This is a genomic window from Curvibacter sp. AEP1-3 (assembly GCF_002163715.1).
In the GTDB taxonomy this organism is placed as follows: Bacteria; Pseudomonadota; Gammaproteobacteria; order Burkholderiales; family Burkholderiaceae_C; genus Allorhodoferax.
Map to the genome: position 1 here is coordinate 3,630,391 of NZ_CP015698.1, position 25,454 is coordinate 3,655,844.

Below are 25,454 nucleotides of genomic sequence, written 5' to 3' on the forward strand. Positions count from 1 at the left end.
GATCTAACGCACAAGGACGTACATCATGGGAAAAGTCACTGGCTTCATGGAGTTTGAGCGCATCGAAGAGGGCTACAAGCCCGTTACTGAGCGCCTGAAGAACTACAAAGAGTTCGTTATCGGTCTGGACGATGCACAGGCTAACAAGCAAGCTGCGCGCTGCATGGACTGCGGTACGCCGTTCTGCAATAACGGCTGCCCGGTCAACAACATCATTCCGGACTTCAACGACCTCGTCTTCCGCAAGGACTGGAAGGCCGCAATCGACACGCTGCACAGCACCAACAACTTCCCCGAGTTCACCGGCCGTATCTGCCCCGCACCTTGCGAAGCAGCCTGCACCTTGAACGTCAACGAAGAAGCGGTGGGCATCAAGTCGATCGAGCACGCCATCATTGATCGTGCCTGGCATGAAGGTTGGGTCAAGCCCCAGCCCTCTACCGTCAAGACCGGCAAAAAGGTGGCCGTGGTGGGCTCCGGCCCAGCGGGTATGGCTGCTGCCCAGCAGTTGGCCCGCGTCGGCCACGACGTCACATTATTCGAGAAGAACGACCGCATCGGCGGCCTGCTGCGCTACGGCATTCCTGACTTCAAGATGGAAAAGTCCCACATCGACCGCCGCGCTGAGCAGTTGATCGCCGAAGGCGTGACCATCCGCACCGGCGTGTTGGTGGGTGAAATGCCCAAGGGCTCCAAAGTCACCAACTGGGCCAAGGAAACTGTTTCCCCCGAGCAGCTCAAAAAGGACTTTGACGCCGTGCTGCTGACCGGCGGATCCGAGCAGTCCCGCGACTTGCCAGTTCCCGGCCGCGATCTGGACGGTATCCATTTCGCCATGGAGTTCCTGCCCCAGCAAAACAAGGTCAATGCCGGCGACAAGCTCAAAAACCAACTGCGCGCTGACGGAAAACACGTCATCGTCATCGGCGGTGGCGACACCGGCTCTGACTGCGTGGGCACCTCCAACCGCCACGGTGCGGTCAGCGTGACCCAGTTCGAGGTGATGCCCCAGCCTCCGGCTGAAGAGAACCGTCCGCTCACCTGGCCTTACTGGCCTCTGAAGCTGCGCACCAGCTCCAGCCATGAAGAAGGTTGCGAGCGCGTGTTCTCCATCTCCACCAAAGAGTTCATCGGCGAAAAAGGCAAAGTCACGGGTCTCAAGACCGTGCAAGTCGAGTTCAAGGATGGCAAGTTGGTGGACGTACCCGGCACTGAAAAGGTGCTCAAGGCCGACCTCGTACTGCTGGCCATGGGCTTTGTGAACCCGGTCGCAACAGTGCTGGAGTCCTTTGGCATTGAAAAAGACGCTCGCGGCAACGCTAAAGCCACGACCGACATCGCTGGCGGCTACGCTACCAATGTGCCCAAGGTTTTTGCGGCTGGCGATATCCGCCGCGGTCAATCCCTGGTGGTGTGGGCCATCCGCGAAGGCCGCCAAGCCGCACGTGCGGTGGACGAGTTCTTGATGGGCTTTACCGAACTGCCACGCTGATAAGGGTTTTCCCCCTTATCATTCCAAGGCCGGGCACATCCCGGCCTTGTTGCTTTTATGGCCACCACTCCTTCCTCTGCTCTGGTTGAACTGAAAAACGTTTCCTTTGGATACGGGGAGCGGCGCATTCTCGATGGCGTGTCCCTGACAGTGCCGCGCGGCAAGGTGACGGCCCTCATGGGCGCGTCTGGTGGTGGCAAAACGACGGTGCTTCGTCTCATCGGAGGGCAAATCCGGGTGCAAAGCGGGCAGGTGCTGCTCCACGGCCCCGACGCGGGTGATGTGCCACAGGACATTTCTAGTCTGGGCTCTGAGGCCTTGTATGCTGCCCGCCGTCGTATGGGCATGTTGTTCCAGTTCGGTGCCTTGTTCACGGATTTGAGTGTGTTTGACAACGTGGCCTTTCCCTTGCGGGAGCACACCGGTCTATCGGAAGCACTGGTTCGCGACATCGTCCTGATGAAGCTCAACGCGGTGGGCTTGCGAGGCGCGCGAGATTTGATGCCTTCTGAAATCTCCGGTGGCATGGCGCGTCGCGTCGCACTGGCGCGTGCCATTGCCTTGGACCCCGAGTTAGTGATGTACGACGAACCGTTCGCCGGCCTGGATCCGATTTCCCTGGGTACTGCTGCGCGGCTCATCCGCCAACTGAACGATGCCATGGGGCTGACCAGCATCATCGTGTCGCACGATCTGGAGGAAACTTTCCACATCGCCGATCAGGTCATTGTGTTGGCCAACGGCAAGATTGCTGCCCAAGGCACACCGCAAGAGGTGCGTGCCAGTACGGATCCGTTGGTGCACCAGTTTGTGAATGCTTTGCCTGAAGGACCTGTACGCTTCCATTACCCCGCAGTGCCGGTAGAGGCCGACTTCTCAACAGAGGTAGCGCGATGAAGTTTTTGCATCCCGCCGAGCTGGGTTTTGCTGTCCGTAGCAAGTTGGCGGATTGGGGTGCGGGTGCGCGCTTGATGGGGCGACTCGTGGCCTCCTTGGGCGCGGTGTTGCGTCGACCGGCATTGCTGCGTGACCAGATCCACTTCATGGGCAACTATTCGCTGGCCATCATCGCGGTGTCCGGCGTGTTTGTCGGCTTTGTGATGGGCTTGCAGTACTACTATGGCTTGCAGCGCTTCGGTGCGGCCGACTCGGTAGGCATGCTGATTAGCCTGAGCCTGGTACGTGAGTTCGGGCCGGTGTTGACTGCTTTGCTGTTTGCGGGAAGGGCTGGAACCTCCTTGACCGCCGAAATCGGCCTGATGAAGGCGGGTGAGCAACTTAGCGCCATGGAGATGATGGCGGTGGACCCCGTCTCGCGCATTCTTGCACCGCGATTCTGGGGTGCGGTGATCGCCATGCCTATATTGGCAGCGGTGTTCAGTGCTGTCGGCGTATTGGGAGGGTGGATTGTCAGCGTGCCCATGATCGGCATTGACTCAGGCGCGTTCTGGAGCCAAATGCAAAGCGGTGTGGATGTCTGGGTCGACGTGGGCAATGGCGTCATCAAGAGCGTGGTGTTCGGTTTTGCAGTGAGTTTCATTGCTTTGCTGCAGGGCTTCGAGGCGCAGCCAACACCCGAGGGCGTTGCCCGGGCCACGACGCGTACCGTGGTGGTGGCATCGCTCACCGTACTGGCGTTGGACTTTGTCCTTACCGCCATGATGTTCAGTATCTAGGGGAAGAAAAATGCAACGCTCCAAAAATGATGTGTGGGTGGGCCTGTTTGTGCTGCTGGGGGCTTTGGCGCTAGTGTTTTTGGCGCTGCAGTCGGCAAACCTCCTGTCTTTCAGCGTGGACAAGGGTTACCCGGTGACGGCCAAGTTCGACAACATCGGCGGTCTCAAGCCCAAGGCCGCGGTCAAAAGTGCCGGTGTGGTGGTGGGGCGTGTGGAGTCCATCGGGTTCGATGACAAAACCTTTCAGGCCAAAGTCCAGTTGTCCATGGACAAGCGCTTTGCCTTTCCCAAAGACAGCTCGCTCAAAATTTTGACGAGTGGGCTGCTCGGTGAACAGTACATCGGCATCGAAGCGGGTGCTGATGCAGCCAACCTTGCTGCTGGCGACGTGATCGGCACCACCCAAAGCGCCGTGGTGCTGGAAAACCTGATCAGCCAGTTTCTTTACAGCAAGGCCGCGGACGGCCCCACTGACAAATCTGCAAAATGACCCGCCTATCGCTCCGCTGGCTGGCGTTGCTGGCCCTTTTTGCCACACTGCAAGGCTGCGCTACGGTGGCCAGCCCGGATCCCCGTGACCCTTGGGAGTCCATGAACCGGTCGGTGTTCGGGTTCAACGATGCGGTGGATCGCGCGGTCATCAAGCCGGTTGCAGTGGCATACAAACAAACCTTACCATCCTGGACGCGAACAGGCATTAACAATTTCTTTGCCAATCTTGACGATGTCTGGTCGGCGGTCAACAACGCGCTGACGTTAAGACGCCAAGCCTTTGGCGATAGCGTAGGCCGCGTCATGGTGAATACGACCATCGGATTGGGCGGTTTGTTCGATGTGGCCAGCGATTTGAATATTGAGCGGCACCCTGCGAACTTCAACATCACTTTCGGGCATTGGGGAGTGGGGGCTGGCCCATATGTGGTGTTGCCCTTGCTAGGACCTTTCACTTTGCGGGAAGTGGCAGCACTTCCTGTGGATCGCCAGGGGAACTTGGTGAATCAGGTGGCTGATGAAGGCACGCGAACCGGCCTGACTGTGGTTGATCTTGTGGACACGCGGTCCACGTTTTTGGATTCTGAGGGTGTTGTCAATGGTGCGGCGCTGGACCGGTACTCCTTCATCCGCGATAGCTATTTGCAGCGACAGCGGTACTTGGTCTATGACGGCAATCCGCCGGACGAAGAGCCCCAAGAGCCGTAGGGTTAGGGGCTGTAGGCGCAGACTGAATGAGTGATGTGCATAATTTGAACTCGTTTGATGGGAATGAATAATGTTGAGTAAACGTGGTTTTCTGGGGTTGGCAAGCTCTATGGCGCTGGTTGCAGGCTTGGTATTTGCCCCTGCGGCACATGCCGATGACGAGGCTCCTGACGCGTTGATCAAGCGCTTGTCGGTCGATGTTCTGGATACCATCAAGGCAGACAAATCCATCCGTACCGGTGACACTGCAAAGATAGTGACCTTGGTGGACACGCGCATCATGCCCAACGTGAACTTCCAGCGCATGACAGCTTCCGCGGTGGGGCCGGGCTGGCGCCAGGCGACGCCCGAGCAGCAAAAGCGCTTACAAGACGAATTCAAGATTCTTTTGGTTCGCACCTATGCCGGAGCGTTGGCTCAGGTCAATGACCAAACTATCGCCATGAAGCCTATGCGCATGGCACCTGAAGATAAAGAAGTCATCGTTCGTACCGAAATCAAAGGTAAGGGTGACCCCATCCAGCTGGACTACCGCCTTGAGAAAACCCCCGGAGTGGGCGCCGGCTGGAAGATTTACAACCTGAACGTTCTGGGCGTCTGGCTGGTGGAAACCTACCGTAGCCAGTTTGCCCAGCAGATCAATGCCAAGGGTGTTGATGGTTTGATTGACGCCTTGGCCGAACAAAACAAGGCCAACGCCAAGAAAGGCTGATGTGCTGAACCTGCCTGCCACCATGACACATGAAGTCGCCCCGGCCTGCCTGTCGGAGCTTCGCGACGGACTGCAGCACGAAGCTGCGACCGTCGTTGTCGATGGCGAGCGTTTGCAGCGCTTTGACTCCTCTGCGCTGGCCGTCTTGCTGGAGTTGCGGCGCGAGTGCGCCAAGGCGGGCAAAGTATTTGCGGTGCAAAAGCTCCCCGCTCGTTTGCGCGATCTGGCCGCCCTGTACGGGATTGACGCTCTGCTCAAGCCCGCCTGAAGTCGGCAGCGTAAAATCGCGGGTTCTTTATGCCCGCCATCTCCTTCCAATCCATCTCCAAGACGTATCCCTTGCCCAAGGGGCCGAAAGGCACCACCTTCAAGGCAGTCGATAACGTCAGTCTCAACATCGAAGAGGGCGAGTTTTTTGGTCTTCTCGGGCCCAACGGTGCTGGCAAAACAACCCTGATCAGCATGCTCGCGGGCCTGTCCCGCCCCACGAGTGGCAGTGTGCAAGTGCTGGGCAGCGACGTGCAAAGCGATTTCGCCGACGCTCGCCGCAAGCTGGGTGTGGTGCCACAAGAGCTGGTGTTTGATCCCTTCTTCAATGTGCGCGAGATGCTGCGCATCCAGTCCGGTTATTTCGGGCTTAGGAATAACGACGCTTGGGTAGATGAGCTGCTGGAAGGCCTGGGCCTGGCCGACAAGGCCAACGCCAACATGCGCCAACTCTCCGGTGGCATGAAGCGCCGTGTGTTGGTGGCGCAGGCCTTGGTGCACAAGCCGCCCGTCATCGTGCTGGATGAACCCACCGCGGGTGTGGATGTGGAACTGCGCCAGACGCTGTGGCAGTTTGTCGCCAACCTCAACAAACAGGGCAGCACCGTGTTGCTGACCACCCACTATCTGGAAGAGGCCGAAGCCTTGTGCGGGCGCATTGCCATGCTCAAGACCGGCCGCATTGTGGCTTTGGACAAAACCAGCGACCTGCTCAAGGCGGCCAGCAGCAATGTGCTGCGCTTCAAGACGGCCGATGTGCTGCCTCCTGAACTCGCTGCACGTGCCCGCATCACCGGCCGTATTGTTCAGTTGCCAGCCAACAACGCGCTCGAAATTGAAAACTACCTCGCCGCGGTGCGTCAGGCCGGCGTCACGGTGGATGACGTGGAGATCCGCAAAGCCGATCTGGAGGATGTGTTCCTCGATGTCATGAACCAGCAAGGAGCACAGGCATGAACGGCTGGCAAACTCTGCTCTACAAAGAGACCCTGCGCTTCTGGAAGGTTGCGGCCCAAACCATTGCCGGGCCAGTGCTGACCGCCATGCTGTACCTGCTGATCTTCGGCCACGCACTGGAGAGCCATGTGAAGGTGTACGACCAGGTCAGTTACACCGCCTTTCTGGTGCCGGGCCTGGCCATGATGAGCTTGTTGCAGAACGCATTTGCCAACAGCTCGTCCTCGCTCATCATGAGCAAGGTCATGGGGAATCTGGTGTTCCTTTTGCTGACGCCCCTGTCGTATTTCAACTGGTTTGTTGCCTATGTGGGTGCCGCTGTGATTCGCGGTTTGGTTGTGGCGCTGGGGGTGTTTGTGGTGGCAGCATTTTTTGCGCCCATGAGCTATGCGGCGCCTGTCTGGATTCTGGTGTTCGCCGTGCTGGGCGCTACCCTGATGGGCGCACTGGGCTTGATTGCAGGCCTGTGGGCCGAGAAGTTTGACCAGCTTGCCGCCTTCCAGAACTTTGTGGTCATGCCCATGACGTTCTTGAGCGGCGTGTTTTATTCCATCCATTCCTTGCCTGCGTTCTGGCAAGGGGTGAGTCACTTCAACCCGTTTTTCTACATGATCGACGGCTTCCGTTTCGGCTTCTTCGGCATCAGCGACGTGTCCCCGTGGATGAGCCTTGCTGTCGTCGGTGGTGCCACCGTGGTGGTGAGCCTGATTGCCCTTCAACTGCTGCGCAGCGGCTACAAAATCCGCAGCTGAGATTCCTATGACCGCAGACCAACTCCAAGCCATCATCACCGCAGGCCTCGCCTGCGACCATTGCGCGCTCGAAGGCGATGGCCGCCACTGGTACGCCACCATCGTGTCGCCTGAATTTGAAGGCAAACGCCTGGTGCAGCGCCAACGGCTGGTCTACGCCACCCTGGGCAACCGCATGCAAACCGACGAGGTGCACGCCTTGTCCATGAAAACCTTCTCGCCCACCGAATGGGCAGCCCAGTCCGCCTGAGGCGCACGCAACCCCGAGAGCCCGCCATGAGCGCAGACATGATCACCCTGGCCCTGTCCAAAGGCCGCATTTTTGAAGAAACCGTGCCGCTGCTCAAAGCTGCTGGTATTGAAGTGCTGGACGACCCCGAGAAGTCCCGCAAATTGATTCTGGAAACCAACCAGCCCAACGTGAGGGTGTTGGTGGTCCGTGCGACCGACGTGCCCACCTATGTGCAGTACGGTGGCGCCGACCTCGGCATTACCGGCAAAGACACATTGCTGGAACACGGCAGCCAAGGCCTGTACCAGCCGCTGGATTTGCAAATTGCCAAGTGCCGCATCAGCGTGGCAGTGCGCGCGGACTTTGACTATGCGTCTGCCGTCAAGCAGGGCTCCCGCCTGAAAGTGGCAACGAAATACGTGGCCATTGCCCGTGACTTCTTTGCCAGCAAGGGCGTGCACGTGGATCTGATCAAGCTCTACGGCAGCATGGAGTTGGCTCCCTTGGTCGGCCTGGCCGACGCGATTGTGGATCTGGTGTCCACCGGCAACACGCTCAAGGCCAACCACCTCGTCGAGGTGGAGCGCATCATGGACATCAGTTCCCGCCTGGTGGTCAACCAAGCTGCGCTCAAGCTCAAACAAGAACCTATCCGCAAGATCATCGACGCGTTTGCAGGCGCCGTAGCCCCATAACCTCGGAATTCCATTTGCTATGACTTTTGTAGCTGCTCCCGCACGTCTATCCACCGCTGATGCCGCATTTGAAGCGCAATTCAAGGCGCGCTTGCATTGGTCTGCGGATACCGATGCGGCTATCGAGCAGCGTGTGGCCGACATCCTGGCTGACGTGCAGCAGCGTGGCGATGCGGCGGTGCTGGAGTACACCGCCCGTTTCGATGGCCTGAACGTCACCGACATGAAGGCGTTGGAGCTGACCCAGGCCGAGCTCAAGGCGGCTTTCGACAGTATTCCCGCAGATCAGCGTGCTGCGCTGGAGGCGGCCGCAAAGCGGGTGCGCAGCTACCACGAAGCGCAAAAGAAGGCCTCTGGCGAGAGCTGGAGCTACCGCGACGAAGACGGCACGCTCTTGGGCCAAAAGGTCACGCCCTTGGACCGCGTGGGCATTTATGTGCCCGGCGGCAAAGCGGCTTATCCCAGCAGCGTGTTGATGAACGCCATCCCTGCCCACGTAGCAGGGGTCGGCGAAATCATCATGGTAGTACCTACGCCTAAAGGTGAAAAGAATGCCCTGGTGCTGGCCGCCGCCTATGTGGCCGGCGTGACGCGTGCGTTCACCATCGGCGGCGCGCAAGCGGTGGCCGCATTGGCCTATGGCACCGCCACCATCCCTGCCGTGCACAAAATCACCGGCCCCGGCAACGCCTATGTGGCCGCCGCCAAGCGCCGCGTGTTCGGTACCGTGGGCATCGACATGATTGCCGGCCCTAGCGAGATTCTGGTGCTGGCCGACGGCACCACCCCCCCGGACTGGGTGGCCATGGATTTGTTCAGCCAAGCCGAGCATGACGAGCTGGCGCAAAGCATTTTGCTGTGCCCGGACGCGGCCTACATCGAACAAGTGCAGCAAAGCATCAACCGCCTGCTGCCCGAAATGCCACGCGCCGAGATCATTGCCAAAAGCCTCACTGGCCGTGGCGCCTTGATCCAGACCCGCAGCATGGAAGAGGCCTGCGAGATTAGCAACCGCATTGCGCCCGAGCATTTGGAGGTCTCCAGCAACGCCCCCCATAAGTGGGAACCTCTGCTCAAGCACGCCGGTGCGATCTTCCTGGGCGCCTACACCTCCGAGAGCCTGGGCGACTACTGCGCCGGCCCCAACCACGTGCTGCCTACCAGTGGCACTGCGCGATTTAGCAGCCCGCTGGGCGTATACGACTTTCAGAAGCGCAGCAGCCTCATCGAGGTGAGCGAGCAGGGCGCCCAAGCGTTGGGGCAGATTGCCTCTGTGCTGGCGCATGGCGAGGGCCTGCAAGCCCATGCACGTGCGGCGGAAATGCGATTGAAGTAAGAATGGGCGTATCAGGACGACCAATCCACATGCGCACCACACTTCATACTCCCCACGCCTTCTCCACACTGCGGCAAGCGGCTGCGTGTTTTGTTCTGGGCCTTGTCGCAGTTTCGACGGCCCAGGCCATGACGATCCGCGAAATGCGGGCCTTGGAGAAGACGGAAAAGCAAGGCAGCACCTATACCGACTACTACCTGGTCGGTGTCATGGAAGGCGCGCTCGAGGCCCACACCCAAGCGGTACGCGCAGGTGCCAGCGCCAGCATCTGCCTCAATGGCCGCCGTCTGGAGCCCAGCATGGCCAAGAACCTGTACACCACCGAACTGAAGCGCAACGCCGACCTGTATGAGGCCGACATGCCGGTGCAGCTGGTGATGGTGAATGCGCTGGGGACGGTGTACCCCTGCCTCTGAGGCGTTGGGGCAATGGATTTGCTATCAATTCGGTAGCTACTCCGGCATATGCGCTGGGCGCTAGCGGCTAAAAAAGATATTCTTTTTCTAGCGGGTGAAGTAGATTTTCAGGCCTTGCGGTCCGCGATATGGTTCACCCCGTCACTGACGGGTAGCGTTCCAAGCTCATGTGGATTGACGTCTTCCAAGCATCCCACGTTGTAGGCGTACTGTCCGGCCTGGGACCGGCTCTGGTTGTGCGTGTGGATGCCACATACCTTGCAAAAGTAATGTTTGGCAGACCGTGTGTTGAACTGGTAGAGCTGGAGTGATTCCGCCCCCTGAAGAACTCTCAGGCCCGTGACGGGTACCGATGCCACCGCAGCGCCTTTTCGCTTGCAGATGGAGCAGTTGCAACGCCGCGCATTCACGATTCCATCCGGCAAATCAAGCTCGAGTACCACGGCTCCACAGTGGCATGAGGCACGGTGCTTGGCCCTGATCTCAACGGAGCCTACTTGTCTGGTCATGAGGGCCTTCGCGGGTCGATGTGGATCGTCGGTTTTGCATGCAGAGGTCACCCTCTGATCTGAGCGGCTGCAACCCGGTAGGGTATCCGGGCTTGATGAATCTCCGGCGACAAACCCACTTTTGCTTTGTTCAGGCGCTCATTCGGAGTGGAGCCTTGGTTCAGTTGAGTGGTCATTGCGAAACGCATGCCCAACCTTGCCGACGAGCCATTGAGACGGAACGGAATGTCAACGAAAACAAACAGTTGAAAATTCACACGAACTTCGTGCAACACGAATTTCGTGTAAACTGGCCTCAAGATGAAAAACGTCACCATCACCGTCGAAGACGCCACCCTAGAATGGGTGCGGATCGAGGCGGCGCGCCGCAATACCAGTGTGTCGCGGCTGGTGGGCGAGATGTTGACCGAGAAGATGCAACACGACGACGCCTATGCCCGAGCCCAGCGCGATTGGGTGGCGGATACCTCCAGCTTCAGCTCGGGTGGCAAGGCTTACCCGGCACGGGGCCAGCAACACAATGGCTAGCCCGCTCGACACCTCCGGCGCCATCGTCTTTGTCGACACCAACGTGCTGTTGGCCGCCGATGATGCGTTCGATGCTCCTCGCCAAACCCGTGTGCGCGAATGGCTGCAGGCCTTGTGGCAGCGCAGGGCAGGGCGCTTAAGCACGCAGGTGCTCAACGCCTATTACGTGGGTGCCACCCGCCACTTCGCTATGCCACAGGGCGATGCACGCGCCAAGCTGCGCCGCTACCAGCTCTGGCAGCCCTGGCAGATTGACCACCAGACAGTAGAAACCGCCTGGGGCGTGGAAGCCCGCTTTGGCCTGCCGTATTGGGATGCGCTTATCGTCGCCGCCGCCGCGCAGAGCGGTGCGAGCCACGTGCTGTCCTTCGATCTGCAGCACGGCCAGCAAATCGACGGCATCACCATCCTGAATCCTTTGCAAGCCACGCCTGCCGACTTGGCGCTGGCCGACTAGTTTTTTTGAAAGCCCTCGCATGACTACCTCTGCCGACTTTGCTGCTGACGTTCAGGCGCTTATTGCGCGCCGCATCCGCCAGGACGTGCAGGGCATGCATGCCTACGCGGTCCAGGATTCCAAAGACATGGTCAAGCTCGATGCCATGGAAAACCCGTTTTCCCTGCCACCTGAACTGCAAGCCGAGTTGGGCCAGCGCCTGGGCGCGCTGGCGCTCAACCGCTACCCCGATGGCCGGGTCAACGACTTGCGCACCGCCTTGGCGCAGTACGTGGGCATGCCCGCAGGCCACGACATCATGCTGGGTAATGGTTCGGACGAGCTGATCTCTCTGCTCTCCATGGCCTGCGACGTACCCGCCCAGCCCGGCGAGGCCCGCCCCGTGGTGCTGGCGCCCACGCCCGGCTTTGTGATGTACGCCATGAGCGCCCAGCTGCAGGGGCTGGACTTTGTGGGCGTGCCGCTGACTGAAGACTTTGCCCTCGATGTGCCTGCCATGGTGCAGGCCATTGTCGAGAAGCAGCCCGCCATCGTGTACCTGGCCTACCCCAACAACCCCACCGCCAATTTGTGGGATGCCGACGCCATGGCCACCGTGATTGCCGCAGCCAGGCAGGCCGGGAGCATCGTGGCGGTGGACGAGGCCTACCAACCGTTTTCCAGCAGCACCTACATGGACGTGATCCGTGCCAACCCCGCCACCCATCCCCATGTGGTGCTGATGCGCACCCTGAGCAAGTTCGGCCTGGCCGGTGTGCGCTTGGGCTACATGGTGGGGCCGGCTGCGCTGATTGCGCAGGTGGACAAGGTGCGCCCGCCGTACAACATCAGCGTGCTGAACTACGAGTGCGCCTTGTTTGCCCTAGAGCATCAAGATGCTTTTGCCGTGCAAGCCCAAGAGATATGTGCGCAACGCGCTATTCTTTTAGGAGCGTTGCGTGCGATGCCCGGTGTGAAAGCGTGGGACAGCGATGCCAACATGGTGCTGGTGCGCTTCCCCGGCTCGGACGATGCTGCGCAAAAAACATTCGACGGATTGAAGGCGCGCGGGGTGCTGGTCAAGAACGTTTCTAAAATGCACCCATTGCTGGCCCGCTGTTTGCGTTTGACCGTCGGCACCGCCGAAGAAAACGCCCGACTGATTCAGGCCTTGCAGGAAACCTTATGAGCACCAATTACCCGATCACCGAAGTCCCCGCCTCCATGCCCGCGCGCATTGCCGAAGTGTCCCGCAACACTGCTGAAACCAAAATTCGCGTGCGAGTGAACCTGGACGGCACGGGTGTGAGCCGCCTGTCCACCGGCATCGGCTTTTTCGACCACATGCTCGACCAGATCGCCCGCCACGGGTTGATTGACCTCGACATCGAAGCCGAAGGCGACTTGCACATCGACGGGCACCACACGGTGGAAGATGTGGGCATCACCCTGGGTCAGGCCTTTGCCAAGGCGGTGGGCGACAAGAAAGGCATCCGCCGTTATGGCCACGCTTATGTGCCCTTGGACGAAGCGCTGAGCCGCGTAGTGATCGACTTTTCCGGCCGCCCGCAGTTGGAAATGCATGTGCCCTTCAAGAGCGGCATGATCGGAGCGTTTGACACCCAGCTCACGCACGAGTTCTTCCAAGGCTTTGTGAACCACGCCTCGGTGACCCTGCACATTGACAACCTCAAGGGCGAGAACGCCCACCACCAGGCCGAGACCGTTTTCAAGGCTTTTGCCCGGGCACTGCGCTCTGCTCTGGAGTTCGACCCGCGCGCATTGGGTGTGATTCCCTCCACCAAAGGTTCGCTCTGATGAAAAAGGTCGCTGTCGTTGATTACGGCATGGGCAATTTGCGCTCCGTCACCCAGGCGGTGATGCACGTGGCCGAGGGCACCGGTGTCGAGGTCGTTTGGGCCCGCACCCCGCAAGAAGTGATGGATGCCGAGCGCGTGGTGCTGCCCGGCCAGGGTGGCATGCGCGATTGCATGCGCGAGTTGCATGATTCCGGCATGTTCGACGCCGTGATGCACGCTGCAGCGCACAAACCCTTGATGGGGGTGTGCGTGGGCATGCAAATGCTGCTGGATCACTCGGAAGAGCTGGATACTCCTTGTTTGGGCTTGATTCCTGGCGAAGTGGTCAAGTTTGACCTCGCCGGTCAGCTGCAAGCTGACGGCAGCCGCTTCAAAGTACCCCAAATGGGCTGGAACCGCGTGTGGCAAAGCGGCGGCCAAGATGCCGCCACGCGCCATCCGGTGTGGGGCGATGTGCCGGATGGCAGCTACTTCTACTTTGTGCACAGCTACTACGCCCGACCGTCAGATGCGCGCCACAGCGCGGGCGAGACCGACTATGGCCAACGCTTCTCCTGTGCGATTGCGCGCGATAATATTTTCGCAACACAATTCCACCCCGAGAAAAGCGCTGAACACGGTTTGGCCCTGTACCGCAACTTCCTGCACTGGAACCCTTGAATCTTTATCCTTGCCGCATCTCTGCACCTGGCAAAGCGACTCTCTTTTCCCTCCAACCCTGAAGCACCATGCTTTTAATTCCTGCGATTGACCTCAAAGACGGCCACTGCGTTCGCCTCAAACAAGGCGATATGGACCAATCCACTACCTTTGGCGAAGACCCTTCGGTCATGGCCCGGAGCTGGGTCGACAAGGGCGCGCGTCGCCTCCATCTGGTGGATTTGAACGGCGCCTTTGCCGGTCACCCCAAGAACGAGCAGGCCATCCGTAAGATCCTCAAGGAAGTGGGAAGCGAAATCGACGTGCAGCTGGGCGGCGGTATACGCGATCTGGACACCATCGAGCGCTACTTGGACGCCGGGTTGCGCTACGTCATCATCGGCACCGCAGCGGTCAAGAACCCCGGCTTTTTGCAGGACGCCTGCACCGCGTTCGGCGGCCACATCATCGTGGGCCTGGACGCACGTGACGGCAAAGTAGCCACCGACGGCTGGAGCAAGCTCACCCGCCACGATGTGGTGGACCTAGGCAAGAAGTTTGAAGACTACGGTGTCGAGTCCATCATCTACACCGACATCGGCCGCGACGGCATGCTCTCGGGCATCAACATCGACGCCACGGTCAAGCTTGCCCAAGCGCTGACCATCCCCGTGATCGCATCCGGTGGCCTGTCCAACATGGCTGATATCGAAGCTTTGTGCGAAGTAGAGGACGAAGGCGTAGAAGGTGTGATCTGTGGCCGCGCGATTTACAGCGGCGATCTCGACTTCGAAAAAGCACAGCAACGCGCTGACGAGTTGAACGGCTAAACAGTGTTAGCCAAAAGAATCATTCCTTGCCTGGACGTGACCGGCGGTCGCGTCGTCAAAGGCGTCAACTTTGTCGAGCTGCGAGACGCCGGAGACCCGGTGGAAATTGCCGCCCGCTATAACGACCAGGGCGCTGACGAACTCACGTTTCTCGACATCACCGCGACCAGTGATGGCCGTGACCTGATCCTGCACATCATTGAGGCGGTGGCCTCCCAGGTGTTCATTCCGCTTACCGTCGGTGGCGGCGTGCGTACTGTGGACGATGTACGCCGTCTGCTGAATGCCGGCGCTGACAAAACCAGTTTCAACTCCGCGGCCATAGCCAACCCGCAAGTCATTGAAGACGCCTCGCTCAAGTATGGCGCGCAGTGCATTGTGGTGGCCATAGATGCCAAGCGCCGCTCCGAAGAAGACGCCTTGGTCCGTGGCCCCGGTTGGGATGTGTACAGCCATGGCGGCCGCAAAAACACCGGCCTCGATGCTGTGGCCTGGGCGACCGAGATGGCCCGGCGCGGCGCTGGCGAAATCCTGTTGACCAGCATGGACCGCGATGGCACCAAAAGCGGTTTTGACCTCGCTCTGACACGCGCAGTGGCTGATGCCATCAGCGTGCCGGTGATTGCCAGCGGCGGTGTGGGTAACCTCGACCACCTAGCAGACGGTGTGCAGCAGGGCGGTGCCGATGCGGTGTTGGCTGCCAGCATTTTCCACTACGGTGAATACACAGTAGGCCAAGCCAAAGCGCGCATGGCGGAGCGGGGCATTCCAGTCAGAATTTAAGTGTTTTTGGCCTCTGGCGTCCGTCAATGCTGCGCGAGCAGCTATCAAAGAAATAGCAAATGGAATCTCCGACAAACCCTCCAGTGAGCTGGATCAAGCACATCCGCTGGGACTCCAAGGGTCTGGTGCCTGTCATCGCCCAAGAGCAAAGCAGCGGTGATGTGCTTATGTTCGCGTGGATGAACCGCGAAGCTTTGCAAAAGACGGTGGAACTGGGGCAGGCGGTGTATTTCAGCCGTTCGCGGGACAAGCTCTGGTTCAAGGGCGAGGAGTCCGGCCATGTGCAGAAAGTCCATGAAATCCGCATGGACTGTGACAGTGACGTTATCTTGCTCAAAGTGACCCAGCTTGGCCACGAGCCCGGCATCGCTTGCCACACCGGCCGCCACAGCTGTTTCTTCAGTGTGTTGAAAGACGGTGTATGGCAGGCGGTGGACCCTGTGCTCAAAGACCCTGAATCCATTTACAAATAAAGCGCGTACTCAAGCTATGCATGACAAGCCCACTTCTCAAGACTCGCTGGCCCATTTGGCGGCAGTCATCGAGAGCCGCAAAGCCGCTAATGGGGGTGACCCGGAAGCCAGCTATGTGGCCCGCCTGCTGCACAAAGGCCCTGACGCTTTTTTGAAGAAAATCGGTGAAGAAGCCACCGAAGTGGTGCTGGCCGCCAAAGACGCGGACCATGGCGGTGACAAAGCCAAGATCGTCTACGAAATGGCAGACCTGTGGTTCCACAGCATGGTGGCGCTATCCCATTACGGCCTGAGCCCTGCTGACGTCATCACCGAACTGGAGCGCCGCCTGGGCACCAGCGGACTGGAAGAAAAGGCCTTGCGCAAGGCAGTCGCCCGTGAAGCAGAATCCAAATAAGGAGTCGCCATGAGCCAGGATTTCACCACTCCCGCTACGCCGGACCAAGCCCTGTTGCTCAAGTTGCAGGGGCTCAACACCATAGGCACCATCAGCTATGTGCTGCACCTCATCGTGGCAGTGGCAGCGTTCATTCCCGGTGGGCAGTTCGGCATGACCTTGCTGGTTGTTGCCTTGATTCTGGACATGGTCAAGCGCGAAGACGCAGCGGGCACCTGGCATGCATCGCACTTCCGGTGGCGCATCCGTTCTGTCATTTTTGCGGGGCTGGCCTACTTGCTGACATTTCCGCTGTTTTTGTTGTTCTACTTTCCCGGAGCGATTGCCTGGGCTGTCATATCTGTGTGGTTTCTCTACCGTATCGTGACGGGCTTTGTGGCAATGAACAAAGGTCAGGAGATTGGTGCATGAGCGAGCACACCCACAGCGCCCACGATCCGAACTGCATTTTTTGCAAAATCGTGGCCAAGCAGATCCCGTCCAAGGCGGTGTACGAGGACGAGCATGTCTATGCTTTCCACGACATTAACCCCTGGGCGCCGGTGCACTTTTTGCTAATCCCCAAGGCGCACATTCCGAGCATGGCTCACGTAGGCGCCGAGCATCATGCCCTGATGGGTCACATGATGGCCCTGGTTCCCAAACTGGCTTTGCAGGAAGGGTGCAACCCTTACCCCGAAGGCGGCTACCGTCTGGTAACCAATACCGGCCTGGAAGGCGGGCAGGAAGTCCATCACTTGCATTTTCATGTCATGGGCGGTCCGCGCCCTTGGCTGCGGGGTTGAGTCTCCCCGGCGGGGACTAGAATTCAATTAATCGTTAGGAGTACATCATGGGTTCATTTTCTATCTGGCACTGGTTGATCGTTCTGTTGATCGTGGTCATGGTCTTCGGTACCAAGAAGCTCAAGAACATCGGTTCTGATCTGGGCGGTGCGGTCAAGGGTTTCAAAGACGGCATGAAAGACGGCTCTACACCGGATGACAAACCCGCTGCCCCTGCGCAGCAAGTGGCCAACGCTTCTGAAAAAACCACGATCGACGTGGAAGCCAAGCAAAAGAACTGAGTTAGTCCTGCGTGATTGATCTCGGAATTTCCAAAATGGCGCTGATCGGCGCGGTGGCGCTGATCGTCATCGGGCCGGAGAAGCTTCCCCGCGTCGCCCGCACCGTGGGCGCTTTGCTCGGCAAAGCGCAGCGTTATGTGGCTGACGTGAAGGCCGAGGTCAACCGCTCCATGGATCTGGATGAGTTGAAAAAAATGCGCGAAACCGTGGAAGACGCGGCGCGTAATGTGGAGAACTCTATCCAGACCTCGGCCAGCGACTTTGAGAAGTCATGGACCGATGCGACTGACGCGGCGCTGGAGCCCGAAGTGCCCGCCTACAAACACCCGAACAAGAAGTGGCGCCTCAAGCAGGGGGCCATGCCGCACTGGTACAAGGCCCGCAATGGCGTGCGCACCCGCGCGTTGTCAGGGGCTGCACGGGTGGCCCGGTTCCGTCCACCCCGCGCCCATTGAGCGGCGCCCAAATTTTTTCCCATGTCCACTGAAAATCAACCGCAAGACGAGCTTGCAGGCACCGAGCAGCCTTTCGTCCAGCATTTGATGGAGCTCCGTGACCGTCTGGTCAAAGCCCTTATTGCGGTGGGCGTTGCGTTAGCCCTCTTGGCTTTGTACCCCGGTCCAGCGGCACTCTATGACATCCTCGCACAGCCGCTGGTAGCCACTTTGCCCGCGGGCGGCAAACTGATTGCGACGTCGGTGATCTCCCCGTTTCTGGTGCCGCTGAAGATCATGCTGATGACAGCATTTTTGCTGGCGTTGCCGGTAGTCCTCTGGCAGCTCTGGGCTTTTGTGGCTCCGGGTCTGTACAGCCATGAAAAGAAGCTGGTCTTGCCTTTGGTGATATCCAGCACTTTGTTGTTTTTCGTGGGTGTCGCGTTCTGTTATTTCTTCGTTTTCGGGCAGGTCTTCAAGTTCATTCAAAGCTTTGCGCCCAAGAGCATCTCAGCCACTCCGGATATTGAGTACTACTTAGACTTCGTACTGTCGATGTTCTTGGCATTCGGCCTCGCTTTCGAGGTGCCTGTTGTCGTGGTGGTACTGGCACGCATGGGCTTGGTGAGCATCGAAAAGCTCAAGGCTTTCCGCAGCTACTTCATTGTGTTGGCGTTTGTAGTGGCGGCCATCGTGACGCCGCCGGATGTGGTGTCTCAGTTGGCACTGGCCATCCCGATGTGCATCTTGTATGAAATCGGTATCTGGGCAGCGCAGGTGTTTATCAAACACACTCAGGCACCCGAAGAGAAGAGCTCCACGACCTAGGCTACAAGCCACCGGAATCGGGGGCTTTTTTGTTTAGCGCTTCTGCGCTTTGGGCTTGGGACGGACGCCGGGTGTGAGTTTGAGCTTCAAGGTCTCGTCTTTGCGTTGGACCACAAAGCTCGCCTCAGTGCCTGGCTTCAACGAAGATACCAAGGACAGCAGTTGGGTTACGTCCGGCACCGGTTTCCCGGCAATGCTCACGATGACATCGCCAGGGCGGATGCCTGCTTGCGCGGCCGGGCCGTTCTGCAATACGCCGGTGATGATGACCCCTTCTTTGGTTTTGACATCAAAGGTCTCAGCCAATTCGGCAGACAGGTCGTTGGGCTCCACACCGATCCAGCCACGGGTGACTTTGCCGTCTTTCACAATGTCTTCGAGCACTTGCTTGGCGGTAGCGACCGGAATGGCAAAGCCAATGCCCATGCTGCCGCCTGAGCGTGAATAAATGGCCGTGTTGATACCCAGCAAATTGCCGTTGGTGTCGACCAATGCGCCGCCGGAGTTGCCGGGGTTGATGGCAGCGTCTGTTTGTATAAAGTTTTCAAAAGTGTTGATGCCGAGTTGGTTGCGGCCCAGCGCACTGACGATGCCGCTGGTCACGGTCTGGCCGACACCGAAGGGGTTCCCGATGGCGAGCACTTGGTCACCTACCTGCAAGGAGTCAGAGTTGCCAAGCACGATGGTGGGCAGTTTGTCCATTTCCACTTTCAGCACGGCAAGATCGCTGTCCGGGTCCGTACCGATGACCTTGGCAGGTGCCTTACGTCCGTCATTGAAGAACACCTGAATCTCGTCGGCCTCTTCAATCACGTGGTTGTTGGTCAGGATGTAGCCCTCGGGGCTGACGATGACGCCGCTGCCCAGTCCTCCCTGTGGTTCGTCACCCTGGTCGCCATAGAAGAAGCGGAACCACGGGTCGTTGGCGTTGGGGTTCTTGACGGCCGCTTTGCTGGTGTTGATGCTCACTACGGCCGAGGAGGCTTTTTGTGCAGCGGCGCGAAGGCTGCCGGGAGGAATTTCGCCTGCTGCCGGTGCGGGTGTCTCAAAGAGGGAGATGGCCCCCCGTGCTCCGCTGCCGTGGCCGATCCATTGCGGTTTCAAGGTGGCCACCACAAAGTAGGCTGCCAACAGCACCGTGCAGGTTTGGGAAAACAGCAACCAAAGTCTTTTCATGCAATCACTCACCAATGGGCACACAACAGTGCGTGCTTTGCGCAAATTGTAGGCTGCTAAGCTTTGCGTTTACCCTGATTTATGGCGAAACCCCGCAGCATCATCTTTATCCAGCCTGAGGCCCCCGCCAAGCCGGCATGGGGTGCGGTCTGCAATGGATGCGGCGTTTGCTGTCTGGCGGAACCCTGTCCTGTGGGGATGGTGTTGAGCAGGCGTCGAACAGGAGCGTGCGAGGCGCTTCTTTGGGTGGAAGAAGAGCATGTTTATCGCTGTGGCGCGTTGACCGAGCCTCAACACATGTTGGGTCATTGCTTGCCGCGGTGGATGCAGTTTGCAAAGAAACCATTGGCTTCTTTGCTACGAAGGCTCGCCCCCCGTTGGATATCGGCCGGCTCGGGGTGTGACAGCACGCTGGAAGTGGCGAGCCCGTCTGGGACAATCCAGCCGAACAAAACGGAGACGAACAAGTCCGCCAACTCATGATTGAACGCCACGCACTTCTCCAATCCCTTCAGACGCTGCTGCAACCCGAGCGTTTCAAAGACTATTGCCATAACGGGCTGCAGGTTGAGGGACGAACAGACATTCGACACCTGGTTTCCGGCGTCACGGCGAGCGAGGCGTTGATTCAGGCAGCCATAGACTGCGGCGCAGATGCCATCCTGGTGCACCATGGTTTGTTCTGGAAAGGCTTCGACGGCCAGGTGAGTGGCTGGATGCGTAAGCGTCTTTCTTTGCTGCTTTCTCATGACATCAATTTGTTCGCCTACCACCTGCCGCTGGATGCACATCCGGTGCTGGGTAACAACACACAATTGGGGCGGCTTCTCGGTCTGCAATCACACGCCAGCTTCGGCGAGCAATCGCTGGGGCTCTTGGGGAGTTCGTCCTCCGGCGCGTGGGAGTCAGACGCCGCACTGGCGCAGCACGTGGAAGCAGTCCTGGATCGGCCCGTAACCTTGGTGTCTGGCCGGCGAGGCCCCGTGAGCCTGGTGGGCTGGTGCACCGGAGGGGCGCAAGGCTACTTTGAACCCGCCATTGCAGCCGGGGCGCAGGTATTCATTACCGGGGAAATATCTGAACCCCAAGCCCACTATGCACGCGAATGCGGTGTGTCTTACATCGCCTGCGGGCACCACGCCAGTGAGCGCTACGGAGCACCAGCTGTGGCGTCCAAAATGGCGGCGGATTTCGGAATCCGTCACACCTTTATCGATATTCCGAACCCCGCATGAAATCACACACTATTGCCGTCACCATGGGTGACGCTGCGGGTATAGGCCCTGAAATCATTGCCAAGGCTTTCCGCGAGGAGCCTGAAGTCCTGCGCGCCTGTTTTGTGGCCGGGGATGTGCAGGCCATGCGGCGGGCCGCGCAGCAGGTCGCCGTCGGACAGGCGCAGTTGCCAGTTTTTCAGATCAGTACTCCTGAGGAGGCTCTGCTTGCGCCCCCGCGTTGCATTCCCGTGCTGCAGATCGGCGATGCGTTGGCGCCGGTTGCCATGGGGCAAGTGCAGGCTTGTGCCGGAGAATTTGCCGGGCGCTGCGTTACTTGGGCGGCTGATGCGGCCTTAAAAGGCGAGATTGCCGCCTTGGTCACTGCTCCGATTCACAAAGAGGCCCTAAGTGCGGCGGGTAAGCCCTACGACAATTACCCCGGACATACCGAGCTTTTGCAGGCGCGGGCTGCAGTAGCCCGTAACGTATCCATCGCAGAAATGCCGATGCGCATGATGTTAGCCAACGAGGCTTTGCGGACAGTACTCGTCAGCATCCATGTGTCGTTGCGGGAAGCCTTGGATGCAGTGACGTTTGACAATGTGCTGGAAACCATACGCATTACCCGCATGGCTTTGCGGGATGTGCTGGGGCGCGAGCCGCGTATCGCGGTGGCCGGTTTGAATCCGCATGCGGGGGAGGGTGGCTTGTTTGGCCGGGAAGAGATTGAGACGATCTCGCCTGCGATCGCAGCGGCGCGTGCAGAAGGTGCTGAAGTTCACGGGCCCATCGCGCCGGATACCGTATTCATGCGAGCACGCCACGCTGATGATCATCCCGGTGAGTTTGACGTGGTCGTGGCGATGTACCACGACCAAGGATTGATCCCTGTGAAATACATGGGCGTAGAGCAGGGTGTGAATGTGACCCTGGGCTTGCCGCTGGTCCGTACCAGTCCGGACCACGGCACAGCGTTTGACATTGCCGGCCGGGGGCTCGCCAGTGCGGAAAGCTTGATCGAGGCAGTCCGCATGGCCAAGCGCCTCGCAAATTTGACTTAAATCGGCTTCCGACGCCTGTGGGTAATGCGCAAGCAGCTACTAAATTTATAGCAGCTGCCTGGTGGTTCCGGATTACTTTTTCAGGCTGTCGCGGATTTCGCGGAGCAACAGCACATCCTCCGGAGTCACCACAGGTGCGGGTTCTGCTACCGGAGCGGGAGCTTCCTTCTTCAGGCGGTTGATCTGCTTGATCATCAGGAAGATGATGAACGCCAGAATGGCAAAGTTCACGGCAACGGTGATAAAGCTGCCATAAGCGAAGACAGGGACGCCGGCTTTTTTGAGCGCATCCAGTGTTGTTCCTGTGCCGGGCGGAACGCTGCCGAGCACCAAAAACAGGTTGGAGAAGTCCAGTTTGCCGACCACTGCGCCGACCAGGGGCATGATCAGGTCGCCAACTACAGAGTCGACGATCTTGCCAAAAGCTCCACCGATGATCACACCCACAGCCAAGTCGACCACGTTGCCTTTGATGGCGAACTCTTTGAATTCTTGCAACATACCCATGGAAGCGGACTCCTCAAATTGTTAAAACCGGAAGTATCCCCGAAAACGGGGTCACAAGACCCGTGGAGCCATATGCCGGCCGCGTTGAATAACCCTACAGCTCTCAGCTACAATTCCCGTCTACCCTACTAGCGATGTTCATTGAGGATTCTCATGAGTGAAACACTTGTCGACAGCAAAAAGATCGACTCCAGCAAACGGACTTGGTTGATAGCATCCGGTTGCGCTGGTGCAGTAGGCGGTGTAGCCACCGCCATTCCCTTCGTGAGTACATTCCAGCCCTCGGAGCGCGCAAAAGCGGCCGGTGCTGCAGTGGAAGTGGACATCGCGGGTCTCAAGCCCGGTGAAAAAATTACCGTTGAATGGCGCGGCAAGCCGGTCTGGATTGTTCGCCGTACCCCTGAGCAGGTTGCCGCACTGCCTGGCAACGATGCCTTGTTGGCAGACCCTAAGTCTGAGCGCAAGCCCTCAGAATTGACTCCCGAATACGCACGCAACGAAGGCCGCTCCATCAAGCCGGAGTTCTTCGTGGCGGTGGGTATCTGCTCCCATTTGGGATGCTCTCCCTCGGACAAGTTCCAGACTGGGGCTCAGCCTTCTTTGCCGGATAACTGGGCAGGTGGCTTTTTGTGCCCTTGCCACGGTTCCACGTTCGATATGGCCGGTCGCGTGTTCAAAAACAAGCCTGCACCAGACAACCTCGAAGTGCCGCCGCACATGTTCCTGTCCGACAGCAAGTTGCTGATCGGTGAAGACAAGAAAGCTTGAGGATTAAGACATGGCCCGTGAATTCAAGGACATTTCCCCGAACGCGTCTGCCGGCGAAAAGGTGACCAACTGGTTTGAGAACCGGTTCCCCACTGCTTTCGACGCCTACAAGGTGCACATGTCGGAGTACTACGCTCCGAAGAACTTTAACTTCTGGTACATCTTCGGCTCACTGGCACTCCTAGTGCTGGTGATCCAGATCGTTACGGGCATCTTCTTGGTGATGCACTACAAGCCGGATGCGAATCTGGCTTTCGGTTCTGTGGAATACATCATGCGCGATGTTCCGTGGGGCTGGCTGATCCGATACATGCACTCCACAGGGGCATCCGCCTTCTTCGTTGTGGTGTACCTGCACATGTTCCGTGGCTTGATCTACGGAAGCTACCGCAAGCCCCGTGAATTGGTTTGGATCTTCGGTTGCGCAATTTTCTTGTGCCTGATGGCAGAAGCTTTCATGGGCTACCTGTTGCCCTGGGGCCAAATGTCGTACTGGGGTGCTCAAGTGATTGTGAACTTGTTCGCTGCAGTGCCATTGGTCGGACCTGACTTGGCTTTGTTGATTCGCGGTGATTTCGTGGTCGGTGATGCCACCCTGAACCGCTTCTTCAGTTTCCACGTGATCGCTGTCCCCTTGGTTTTGTTGGGCTTGGTGGTCGCGCACTTGTTGGCTCTGCATGATGTTGGATCCAACAATCCGGATGGCGTAGAGATCAAGGGTCCCAACGCTCCCCGCGACGCCCAAGGGCACCCTCTGGATGGCGTTCCATTCCATCCCTACTACACCGTGCATGACATTTTTGCTGTCAGCATGTTCCTGATGGTCTTCACAGCCATCATCTTTTTCGCGCCTGAATTCGGTGGCTACTTCTTGGAATACAACAACTTTATTCCAGCTGACCCCCTGAAGACCCCAGCGCACATTGCGCCGGTCTGGTACTTCACGCCCTTCTACTCCATGCTTCGTGCGATCACCAGTGAAATGATGTACGCACTGATTGCCTGCGTGATCGGTGCGGCGGCCTTTGGTGTGATCAAAGCCAAGCTGCCCAACATATTCAAGGGTGCAATCGTCGGCGCTGCTGTGGTGGTCTCCGTCGCCATGCTGTCTATCGACGCCAAGTTCTGGGGTGTCGTGGTGATGGGTGGTGCAGTGGTTATCCTGTTCTTCTTGCCTTGGCTCGACAACAGCCCAGTCAAGTCGATCCGGTATCGCCCTGATTGGCATAAGTACCTGTATGGCATCTTCGTGATCAATTTTGTTGTTCTCGCTTATCTGGGCGTGCAACCACCTTCCCCGATCGGTGAACGCGTCTCGCAAGTGGGCACCTTGTTCTACTTCGGCTTTTTCTTGTTGATGCCTTGGTGGAGCACGATTGGCGAGAGCAAGCAAGTGCCTTCCCGCGTGACATTTGCAGCTCATTGAGCGCCGGAGAAACAATTTATGAAAAAAATTATTCTGTCTTTGGCATTGGTTCTGGGAGTGGTTTCCGGAGTCCACGCCAGTAGCGGCGGGATCGCCTGGGACAAGGCGCCCTCCAAGACCAATGACTTGGCTTCCTTGCAAAATGGCGCCAAAGTGTTTGTGAACTACTGCTTGAATTGCCACTCCGCTGCATTCATGCGCTTCAACCGGTTGAAAGACATCGGGCTCACAGATCAACAGATCAAAGACAACCTGTTGTTCACTACCGAAAAAGTGGGTGAAACCATGAAGGCGGCGATTGATCCTCGCCAAGCCAAAGAGTGGTTTGGAGCGAACCCGCCCGATTTGACCGTGATTGCACGCTCACGTGCAGGTGCGGGTGGTACCGGTGCTGATTACCTCTACACCTATTTGCGCACTTATTACGCAGATGACACCAAGGCAACCGGTTGGAACAACCTAGCGTTCCCGAATGTGGGTATGCCACATGTGCTCTGGGAGTTGCAGGGCAAGCGTGTTCCAATCTACGAAACAGTAGAAAATCACGGCCATGAGGAGCACGTGTTCAAGGGTTGGCAGCAAGTCACACCCGGCACTATGACACCTGCTCAGTACGACCAAACCATTGGTGATTTGGTCAACTACTTGCAGTGGATGGCAGAACCTGCGCAAAACACCCGTGTTCGCGTTGGGGTATGGGTCCTATTGTTCTTGTCGGTTTTGACCTTGTTTGCATGGCGTTTGAATGCCGCGTTCTGGAAGGACGTGAAGTAAATCTTCCGGCTGTCGTGCCGTCCTAGCCGGCGGACAGCGACAGGTTC

Annotated in this window: 36 protein-coding genes; 32 read left to right on the forward strand and 4 right to left on the reverse strand. The window is 58.5% G+C overall.

What is annotated here, in order from left to right; all coding sequences use genetic code 11:
- The first annotated feature begins 25 nt into the window (after positions 1-25).
- The 13 genes from AEP_RS17015 to AEP_RS17075 all read left to right on the forward strand — a co-directional run bounded on the left by AEP_RS17015 (position 26) and on the right by AEP_RS17075 (position 9,735).
- Entirely contained in the window at positions 26-1,492 is a 1,467-nt protein-coding gene (locus AEP_RS17015) for a glutamate synthase subunit beta (RefSeq protein WP_087496488.1), read from the forward strand.
- A gap of 57 nt (positions 1,493-1,549) precedes the next feature.
- Positions 1,550-2,389 (forward strand): ABC transporter ATP-binding protein, encoded by an 840-nt coding sequence (locus AEP_RS17020; RefSeq protein ID WP_087496489.1) that lies wholly within the window; start codon positions 1,550-1,552, stop codon positions 2,387-2,389.
- Positions 2,386-3,168 carry a lipid asymmetry maintenance ABC transporter permease subunit MlaE gene (gene mlaE, locus AEP_RS17025; protein WP_087496490.1) on the forward strand — a complete coding sequence of 261 codons (783 nt, stop codon included), beginning with the start codon at positions 2,386-2,388 and terminating at the stop codon, positions 3,166-3,168. Before AEP_RS17020 ends, mlaE begins: the two co-directional genes overlap by 4 nt.
- 10 nt (positions 3,169-3,178) lie before the next feature.
- The gene (gene mlaD, locus AEP_RS17030) at positions 3,179-3,658 is read left to right on the forward strand and encodes an outer membrane lipid asymmetry maintenance protein MlaD (RefSeq protein WP_087496491.1); all 480 of its coding nucleotides are present in this window, start codon (positions 3,179-3,181) and stop codon (positions 3,656-3,658) included.
- Complete coding sequence (locus AEP_RS17035; protein WP_087496492.1) at positions 3,655-4,368, forward strand: MlaA family lipoprotein; 714 nt, start codon at positions 3,655-3,657, stop codon at positions 4,366-4,368. Before mlaD ends, AEP_RS17035 begins: the two co-directional genes overlap by 4 nt.
- 109 nt (positions 4,369-4,477) lie before the next feature.
- Positions 4,478-5,080, forward strand: a complete 603-nt coding sequence (locus AEP_RS17040) for an MlaC/ttg2D family ABC transporter substrate-binding protein (protein ID WP_442873372.1) — start codon at positions 4,478-4,480, stop codon at positions 5,078-5,080.
- A 1-nt stretch (position 5,081) separates the two neighbouring features.
- Positions 5,082-5,348 carry an STAS domain-containing protein gene (locus AEP_RS17045; protein ID WP_087496494.1) on the forward strand — a complete coding sequence of 89 codons (267 nt, stop codon included), beginning with the start codon at positions 5,082-5,084 and terminating at the stop codon, positions 5,346-5,348.
- Between the two features lie 29 nt (positions 5,349-5,377).
- Positions 5,378-6,304 (forward strand): ABC transporter ATP-binding protein, encoded by a 927-nt coding sequence (locus tag AEP_RS17050; protein ID WP_087496495.1) that lies wholly within the window; start codon positions 5,378-5,380, stop codon positions 6,302-6,304.
- Complete coding sequence (locus AEP_RS17055) at positions 6,301-7,056, forward strand: ABC transporter permease (RefSeq protein WP_087496496.1); 756 nt, start codon at positions 6,301-6,303, stop codon at positions 7,054-7,056. The genes AEP_RS17050 and AEP_RS17055 overlap by 4 nt, the downstream gene beginning before the upstream one ends.
- A gap of 7 nt (positions 7,057-7,063) precedes the next feature.
- Positions 7,064-7,306, forward strand: a complete 243-nt coding sequence (locus AEP_RS17060; protein WP_087496497.1) for a BolA family protein — start codon at positions 7,064-7,066, stop codon at positions 7,304-7,306.
- Between the two features lie 38 nt (positions 7,307-7,344).
- Positions 7,345-7,983, forward strand: a complete 639-nt coding sequence (hisG, locus tag AEP_RS17065; protein WP_087497402.1) for an ATP phosphoribosyltransferase — start codon at positions 7,345-7,347, stop codon at positions 7,981-7,983.
- A gap of 19 nt (positions 7,984-8,002) precedes the next feature.
- A complete protein-coding gene (gene hisD / locus AEP_RS17070) occupies positions 8,003-9,319 on the forward strand; it encodes a histidinol dehydrogenase (protein WP_087496498.1) in 1,317 nt (438 codons plus the stop codon).
- A gap of 29 nt (positions 9,320-9,348) precedes the next feature.
- Complete coding sequence (locus tag AEP_RS17075) at positions 9,349-9,735, forward strand: hypothetical protein (RefSeq protein WP_087496499.1); 387 nt, start codon at positions 9,349-9,351, stop codon at positions 9,733-9,735.
- 107 nt (positions 9,736-9,842) lie between these two features.
- Here the strand turns inward: AEP_RS17075 and AEP_RS17080 are convergent, their stop codons facing one another.
- Positions 9,843-10,244: a GFA family protein gene (locus tag AEP_RS17080; RefSeq protein WP_087496500.1), complete on the reverse strand. Its 402-nt coding sequence runs from the start codon at positions 10,242-10,244 to the stop codon at positions 9,843-9,845.
- Between the two features lie 300 nt (positions 10,245-10,544).
- Between AEP_RS17080 and AEP_RS21160 the strand changes: the two genes are divergently transcribed.
- The 14 genes from AEP_RS21160 (at position 10,545) to tatC (ending at position 18,478) form a co-directional block, all read left to right on the forward strand.
- Positions 10,545-10,772 (forward strand): CopG family transcriptional regulator, encoded by a 228-nt coding sequence (locus AEP_RS21160; protein ID WP_232459861.1) that lies wholly within the window; start codon positions 10,545-10,547, stop codon positions 10,770-10,772.
- Positions 10,765-11,229 (forward strand): PIN domain-containing protein, encoded by a 465-nt coding sequence (locus AEP_RS17085; RefSeq protein ID WP_232459862.1) that lies wholly within the window; start codon positions 10,765-10,767, stop codon positions 11,227-11,229. Before AEP_RS21160 ends, AEP_RS17085 begins: the two co-directional genes overlap by 8 nt.
- Positions 11,230-11,248: 19 nt before the next feature.
- A complete protein-coding gene (gene hisC / locus AEP_RS17090; protein ID WP_087496501.1) occupies positions 11,249-12,397 on the forward strand; it encodes a histidinol-phosphate transaminase in 1,149 nt (382 codons plus the stop codon).
- Positions 12,394-13,026, forward strand: coding sequence for an imidazoleglycerol-phosphate dehydratase HisB (gene hisB / locus AEP_RS17095; protein ID WP_087496502.1), 633 nt, complete (start codon positions 12,394-12,396; stop codon positions 13,024-13,026). Before hisC ends, hisB begins: the two co-directional genes overlap by 4 nt.
- Positions 13,026-13,688, forward strand: coding sequence for an imidazole glycerol phosphate synthase subunit HisH (gene hisH / locus AEP_RS17100; protein ID WP_087496503.1), 663 nt, complete (start codon positions 13,026-13,028; stop codon positions 13,686-13,688). The genes hisB and hisH overlap by 1 nt, the downstream gene beginning before the upstream one ends.
- A gap of 68 nt (positions 13,689-13,756) precedes the next feature.
- Positions 13,757-14,497, forward strand: a complete 741-nt coding sequence (hisA, locus tag AEP_RS17105; RefSeq protein WP_087496504.1) for a 1-(5-phosphoribosyl)-5-[(5-phosphoribosylamino)methylideneamino]imidazole-4-carboxamide isomerase — start codon at positions 13,757-13,759, stop codon at positions 14,495-14,497.
- A gap of 3 nt (positions 14,498-14,500) precedes the next feature.
- Positions 14,501-15,280, forward strand: coding sequence for an imidazole glycerol phosphate synthase subunit HisF (gene hisF, locus AEP_RS17110; protein WP_087496505.1), 780 nt, complete (start codon positions 14,501-14,503; stop codon positions 15,278-15,280).
- A 59-nt stretch (positions 15,281-15,339) separates the two neighbouring features.
- Positions 15,340-15,753 carry a phosphoribosyl-AMP cyclohydrolase gene (gene hisI / locus AEP_RS17115; protein WP_428984485.1) on the forward strand — a complete coding sequence of 138 codons (414 nt, stop codon included), beginning with the start codon at positions 15,340-15,342 and terminating at the stop codon, positions 15,751-15,753.
- Between the two features lie 16 nt (positions 15,754-15,769).
- On the forward strand, positions 15,770-16,150 hold the full coding sequence (locus tag AEP_RS17120; RefSeq protein ID WP_087496507.1) for a phosphoribosyl-ATP diphosphatase: 381 nt from the start codon (positions 15,770-15,772) through the stop codon (positions 16,148-16,150).
- A 9-nt stretch (positions 16,151-16,159) separates the two neighbouring features.
- Positions 16,160-16,561, forward strand: coding sequence for a DUF4870 family protein (locus tag AEP_RS17125; protein WP_087496508.1), 402 nt, complete (start codon positions 16,160-16,162; stop codon positions 16,559-16,561).
- Positions 16,558-16,935, forward strand: a complete 378-nt coding sequence (locus tag AEP_RS17130; RefSeq protein ID WP_087496509.1) for a histidine triad nucleotide-binding protein — start codon at positions 16,558-16,560, stop codon at positions 16,933-16,935. The genes AEP_RS17125 and AEP_RS17130 overlap by 4 nt, the downstream gene beginning before the upstream one ends.
- Before the next feature lie 47 nt (positions 16,936-16,982).
- On the forward strand, positions 16,983-17,216 hold the full coding sequence (gene tatA, locus AEP_RS17135) for a Sec-independent protein translocase subunit TatA (RefSeq protein WP_087496510.1): 234 nt from the start codon (positions 16,983-16,985) through the stop codon (positions 17,214-17,216).
- An 11-nt stretch (positions 17,217-17,227) separates the two neighbouring features.
- Complete coding sequence (gene tatB, locus AEP_RS17140; RefSeq protein ID WP_087496511.1) at positions 17,228-17,671, forward strand: Sec-independent protein translocase protein TatB; 444 nt, start codon at positions 17,228-17,230, stop codon at positions 17,669-17,671.
- A gap of 21 nt (positions 17,672-17,692) precedes the next feature.
- Positions 17,693-18,478, forward strand: coding sequence for a twin-arginine translocase subunit TatC (gene tatC / locus AEP_RS17145; RefSeq protein ID WP_087496512.1), 786 nt, complete (start codon positions 17,693-17,695; stop codon positions 18,476-18,478).
- 33 nt (positions 18,479-18,511) lie between these two features.
- Here tatC and AEP_RS17150 read toward each other — a convergent pair whose 3' ends face one another.
- Both AEP_RS17150 and AEP_RS21315 read right to left on the reverse strand, forming a co-directional pair.
- Positions 18,512-19,654 carry a S1C family serine protease gene (locus tag AEP_RS17150; protein ID WP_087496513.1) on the reverse strand — a complete coding sequence of 381 codons (1,143 nt, stop codon included), beginning with the start codon at positions 19,652-19,654 and terminating at the stop codon, positions 18,512-18,514.
- A gap of 305 nt (positions 19,655-19,959) precedes the next feature.
- Positions 19,960-20,148, reverse strand: coding sequence for a hypothetical protein (locus AEP_RS21315; protein WP_157673200.1), 189 nt, complete (start codon positions 20,146-20,148; stop codon positions 19,960-19,962).
- On the opposite strand from AEP_RS21315, the gene AEP_RS17160 reads away from it, so the two are divergent.
- Positions 20,134-20,889 carry a Nif3-like dinuclear metal center hexameric protein gene (locus AEP_RS17160; RefSeq protein ID WP_087496515.1) on the forward strand — a complete coding sequence of 252 codons (756 nt, stop codon included), beginning with the start codon at positions 20,134-20,136 and terminating at the stop codon, positions 20,887-20,889. The genes AEP_RS21315 and AEP_RS17160 overlap by 15 nt on opposite strands.
- Positions 20,886-21,932, forward strand: a complete 1,047-nt coding sequence (gene pdxA / locus AEP_RS17165; protein ID WP_087496516.1) for a 4-hydroxythreonine-4-phosphate dehydrogenase PdxA — start codon at positions 20,886-20,888, stop codon at positions 21,930-21,932. Before AEP_RS17160 ends, pdxA begins: the two co-directional genes overlap by 4 nt.
- A 72-nt stretch (positions 21,933-22,004) precedes the next feature.
- On the opposite strand, the gene mscL is transcribed toward pdxA, so the two are convergent.
- Positions 22,005-22,439, reverse strand: a complete 435-nt coding sequence (gene mscL / locus AEP_RS17170; protein ID WP_087496517.1) for a large conductance mechanosensitive channel protein MscL — start codon at positions 22,437-22,439, stop codon at positions 22,005-22,007.
- Positions 22,440-22,592: 153 nt separating this feature from the next.
- On the opposite strand from mscL, the gene petA reads away from it, so the two are divergent.
- Genes petA through AEP_RS17185 form a run of 3 tightly spaced genes read left to right on the forward strand, consistent with a single transcriptional unit; the run spans position 22,593 to position 25,407 of the window.
- On the forward strand, positions 22,593-23,207 hold the full coding sequence (gene petA / locus AEP_RS17175) for a ubiquinol-cytochrome c reductase iron-sulfur subunit (protein ID WP_087496518.1): 615 nt from the start codon (positions 22,593-22,595) through the stop codon (positions 23,205-23,207).
- A 10-nt stretch (positions 23,208-23,217) separates the two neighbouring features.
- Positions 23,218-24,633: a cytochrome b gene (locus AEP_RS17180; protein WP_087496519.1), complete on the forward strand. Its 1,416-nt coding sequence runs from the start codon at positions 23,218-23,220 to the stop codon at positions 24,631-24,633.
- 18 nt (positions 24,634-24,651) lie between these two features.
- Positions 24,652-25,407 carry a cytochrome c1 gene (locus AEP_RS17185; RefSeq protein WP_087496520.1) on the forward strand — a complete coding sequence of 252 codons (756 nt, stop codon included), beginning with the start codon at positions 24,652-24,654 and terminating at the stop codon, positions 25,405-25,407.
- Positions 25,408-25,454: the final 47 nt, after the last annotated feature.

Excerpts from the sequence above, each read along its gene's own strand:
- AEP_RS17015 (WP_087496488.1), top strand. The coding sequence starts at position 26 with ATGGGAAAAGTCACTGGCTTCATGGAGTTTGAGCGCATCGAAGAGGGC.
- AEP_RS17020 (WP_087496489.1), top strand. The coding sequence starts at position 1,550 with ATGGCCACCACTCCTTCCTCTGCTCTGGTTGAACTGAAAAACGTTTCC.
- mlaE (WP_087496490.1), top strand. The coding sequence starts at position 2,386 with ATGAAGTTTTTGCATCCCGCCGAGCTGGGTTTTGCTGTCCGTAGCAAG.
- mlaD (WP_087496491.1), top strand. The coding sequence starts at position 3,179 with ATGCAACGCTCCAAAAATGATGTGTGGGTGGGCCTGTTTGTGCTGCTG.
- AEP_RS17035 (WP_087496492.1), top strand. The coding sequence starts at position 3,655 with ATGACCCGCCTATCGCTCCGCTGGCTGGCGTTGCTGGCCCTTTTTGCC.
- AEP_RS17040 (WP_442873372.1), top strand. The coding sequence starts at position 4,478 with ATGGCGCTGGTTGCAGGCTTGGTATTTGCCCCTGCGGCACATGCCGAT.
- AEP_RS17050 (WP_087496495.1), top strand. The coding sequence starts at position 5,378 with ATGCCCGCCATCTCCTTCCAATCCATCTCCAAGACGTATCCCTTGCCC.
- AEP_RS17055 (WP_087496496.1), top strand. The coding sequence starts at position 6,301 with ATGAACGGCTGGCAAACTCTGCTCTACAAAGAGACCCTGCGCTTCTGG.
- AEP_RS17060 (WP_087496497.1), top strand. The coding sequence starts at position 7,064 with ATGACCGCAGACCAACTCCAAGCCATCATCACCGCAGGCCTCGCCTGC.
- hisG (WP_087497402.1), top strand. The coding sequence starts at position 7,345 with ATGATCACCCTGGCCCTGTCCAAAGGCCGCATTTTTGAAGAAACCGTG.
- hisD (WP_087496498.1), top strand. The coding sequence starts at position 8,003 with ATGACTTTTGTAGCTGCTCCCGCACGTCTATCCACCGCTGATGCCGCA.
- AEP_RS17075 (WP_087496499.1), top strand. The coding sequence starts at position 9,349 with ATGCGCACCACACTTCATACTCCCCACGCCTTCTCCACACTGCGGCAA.
- AEP_RS17080 (WP_087496500.1), bottom strand. The coding sequence starts at position 10,244 with ATGACCAGACAAGTAGGCTCCGTTGAGATCAGGGCCAAGCACCGTGCC.
- AEP_RS21160 (WP_232459861.1), top strand. The coding sequence starts at position 10,545 with ATGAAAAACGTCACCATCACCGTCGAAGACGCCACCCTAGAATGGGTG.
- AEP_RS17085 (WP_232459862.1), top strand. The coding sequence starts at position 10,765 with ATGGCTAGCCCGCTCGACACCTCCGGCGCCATCGTCTTTGTCGACACC.
- hisC (WP_087496501.1), top strand. The coding sequence starts at position 11,249 with ATGACTACCTCTGCCGACTTTGCTGCTGACGTTCAGGCGCTTATTGCG.
- hisB (WP_087496502.1), top strand. The coding sequence starts at position 12,394 with ATGAGCACCAATTACCCGATCACCGAAGTCCCCGCCTCCATGCCCGCG.
- hisH (WP_087496503.1), top strand. The coding sequence starts at position 13,026 with ATGAAAAAGGTCGCTGTCGTTGATTACGGCATGGGCAATTTGCGCTCC.
- hisA (WP_087496504.1), top strand. The coding sequence starts at position 13,757 with ATGCTTTTAATTCCTGCGATTGACCTCAAAGACGGCCACTGCGTTCGC.
- hisI (WP_428984485.1), top strand. The coding sequence starts at position 15,340 with ATGGAATCTCCGACAAACCCTCCAGTGAGCTGGATCAAGCACATCCGC.
- AEP_RS17120 (WP_087496507.1), top strand. The coding sequence starts at position 15,770 with ATGCATGACAAGCCCACTTCTCAAGACTCGCTGGCCCATTTGGCGGCA.
- AEP_RS17125 (WP_087496508.1), top strand. The coding sequence starts at position 16,160 with ATGAGCCAGGATTTCACCACTCCCGCTACGCCGGACCAAGCCCTGTTG.
- AEP_RS17130 (WP_087496509.1), top strand. The coding sequence starts at position 16,558 with ATGAGCGAGCACACCCACAGCGCCCACGATCCGAACTGCATTTTTTGC.
- tatA (WP_087496510.1), top strand. The coding sequence starts at position 16,983 with ATGGGTTCATTTTCTATCTGGCACTGGTTGATCGTTCTGTTGATCGTG.
- tatC (WP_087496512.1), top strand. The coding sequence starts at position 17,693 with ATGTCCACTGAAAATCAACCGCAAGACGAGCTTGCAGGCACCGAGCAG.
- AEP_RS17150 (WP_087496513.1), bottom strand. The coding sequence starts at position 19,654 with ATGAAAAGACTTTGGTTGCTGTTTTCCCAAACCTGCACGGTGCTGTTG.
- AEP_RS17160 (WP_087496515.1), top strand. The coding sequence starts at position 20,134 with ATGATTGAACGCCACGCACTTCTCCAATCCCTTCAGACGCTGCTGCAA.
- pdxA (WP_087496516.1), top strand. The coding sequence starts at position 20,886 with ATGAAATCACACACTATTGCCGTCACCATGGGTGACGCTGCGGGTATA.
- mscL (WP_087496517.1), bottom strand. The coding sequence starts at position 22,439 with ATGGGTATGTTGCAAGAATTCAAAGAGTTCGCCATCAAAGGCAACGTG.
- petA (WP_087496518.1), top strand. The coding sequence starts at position 22,593 with ATGAGTGAAACACTTGTCGACAGCAAAAAGATCGACTCCAGCAAACGG.
- AEP_RS17180 (WP_087496519.1), top strand. The coding sequence starts at position 23,218 with ATGGCCCGTGAATTCAAGGACATTTCCCCGAACGCGTCTGCCGGCGAA.
- AEP_RS17185 (WP_087496520.1), top strand. The coding sequence starts at position 24,652 with ATGAAAAAAATTATTCTGTCTTTGGCATTGGTTCTGGGAGTGGTTTCC.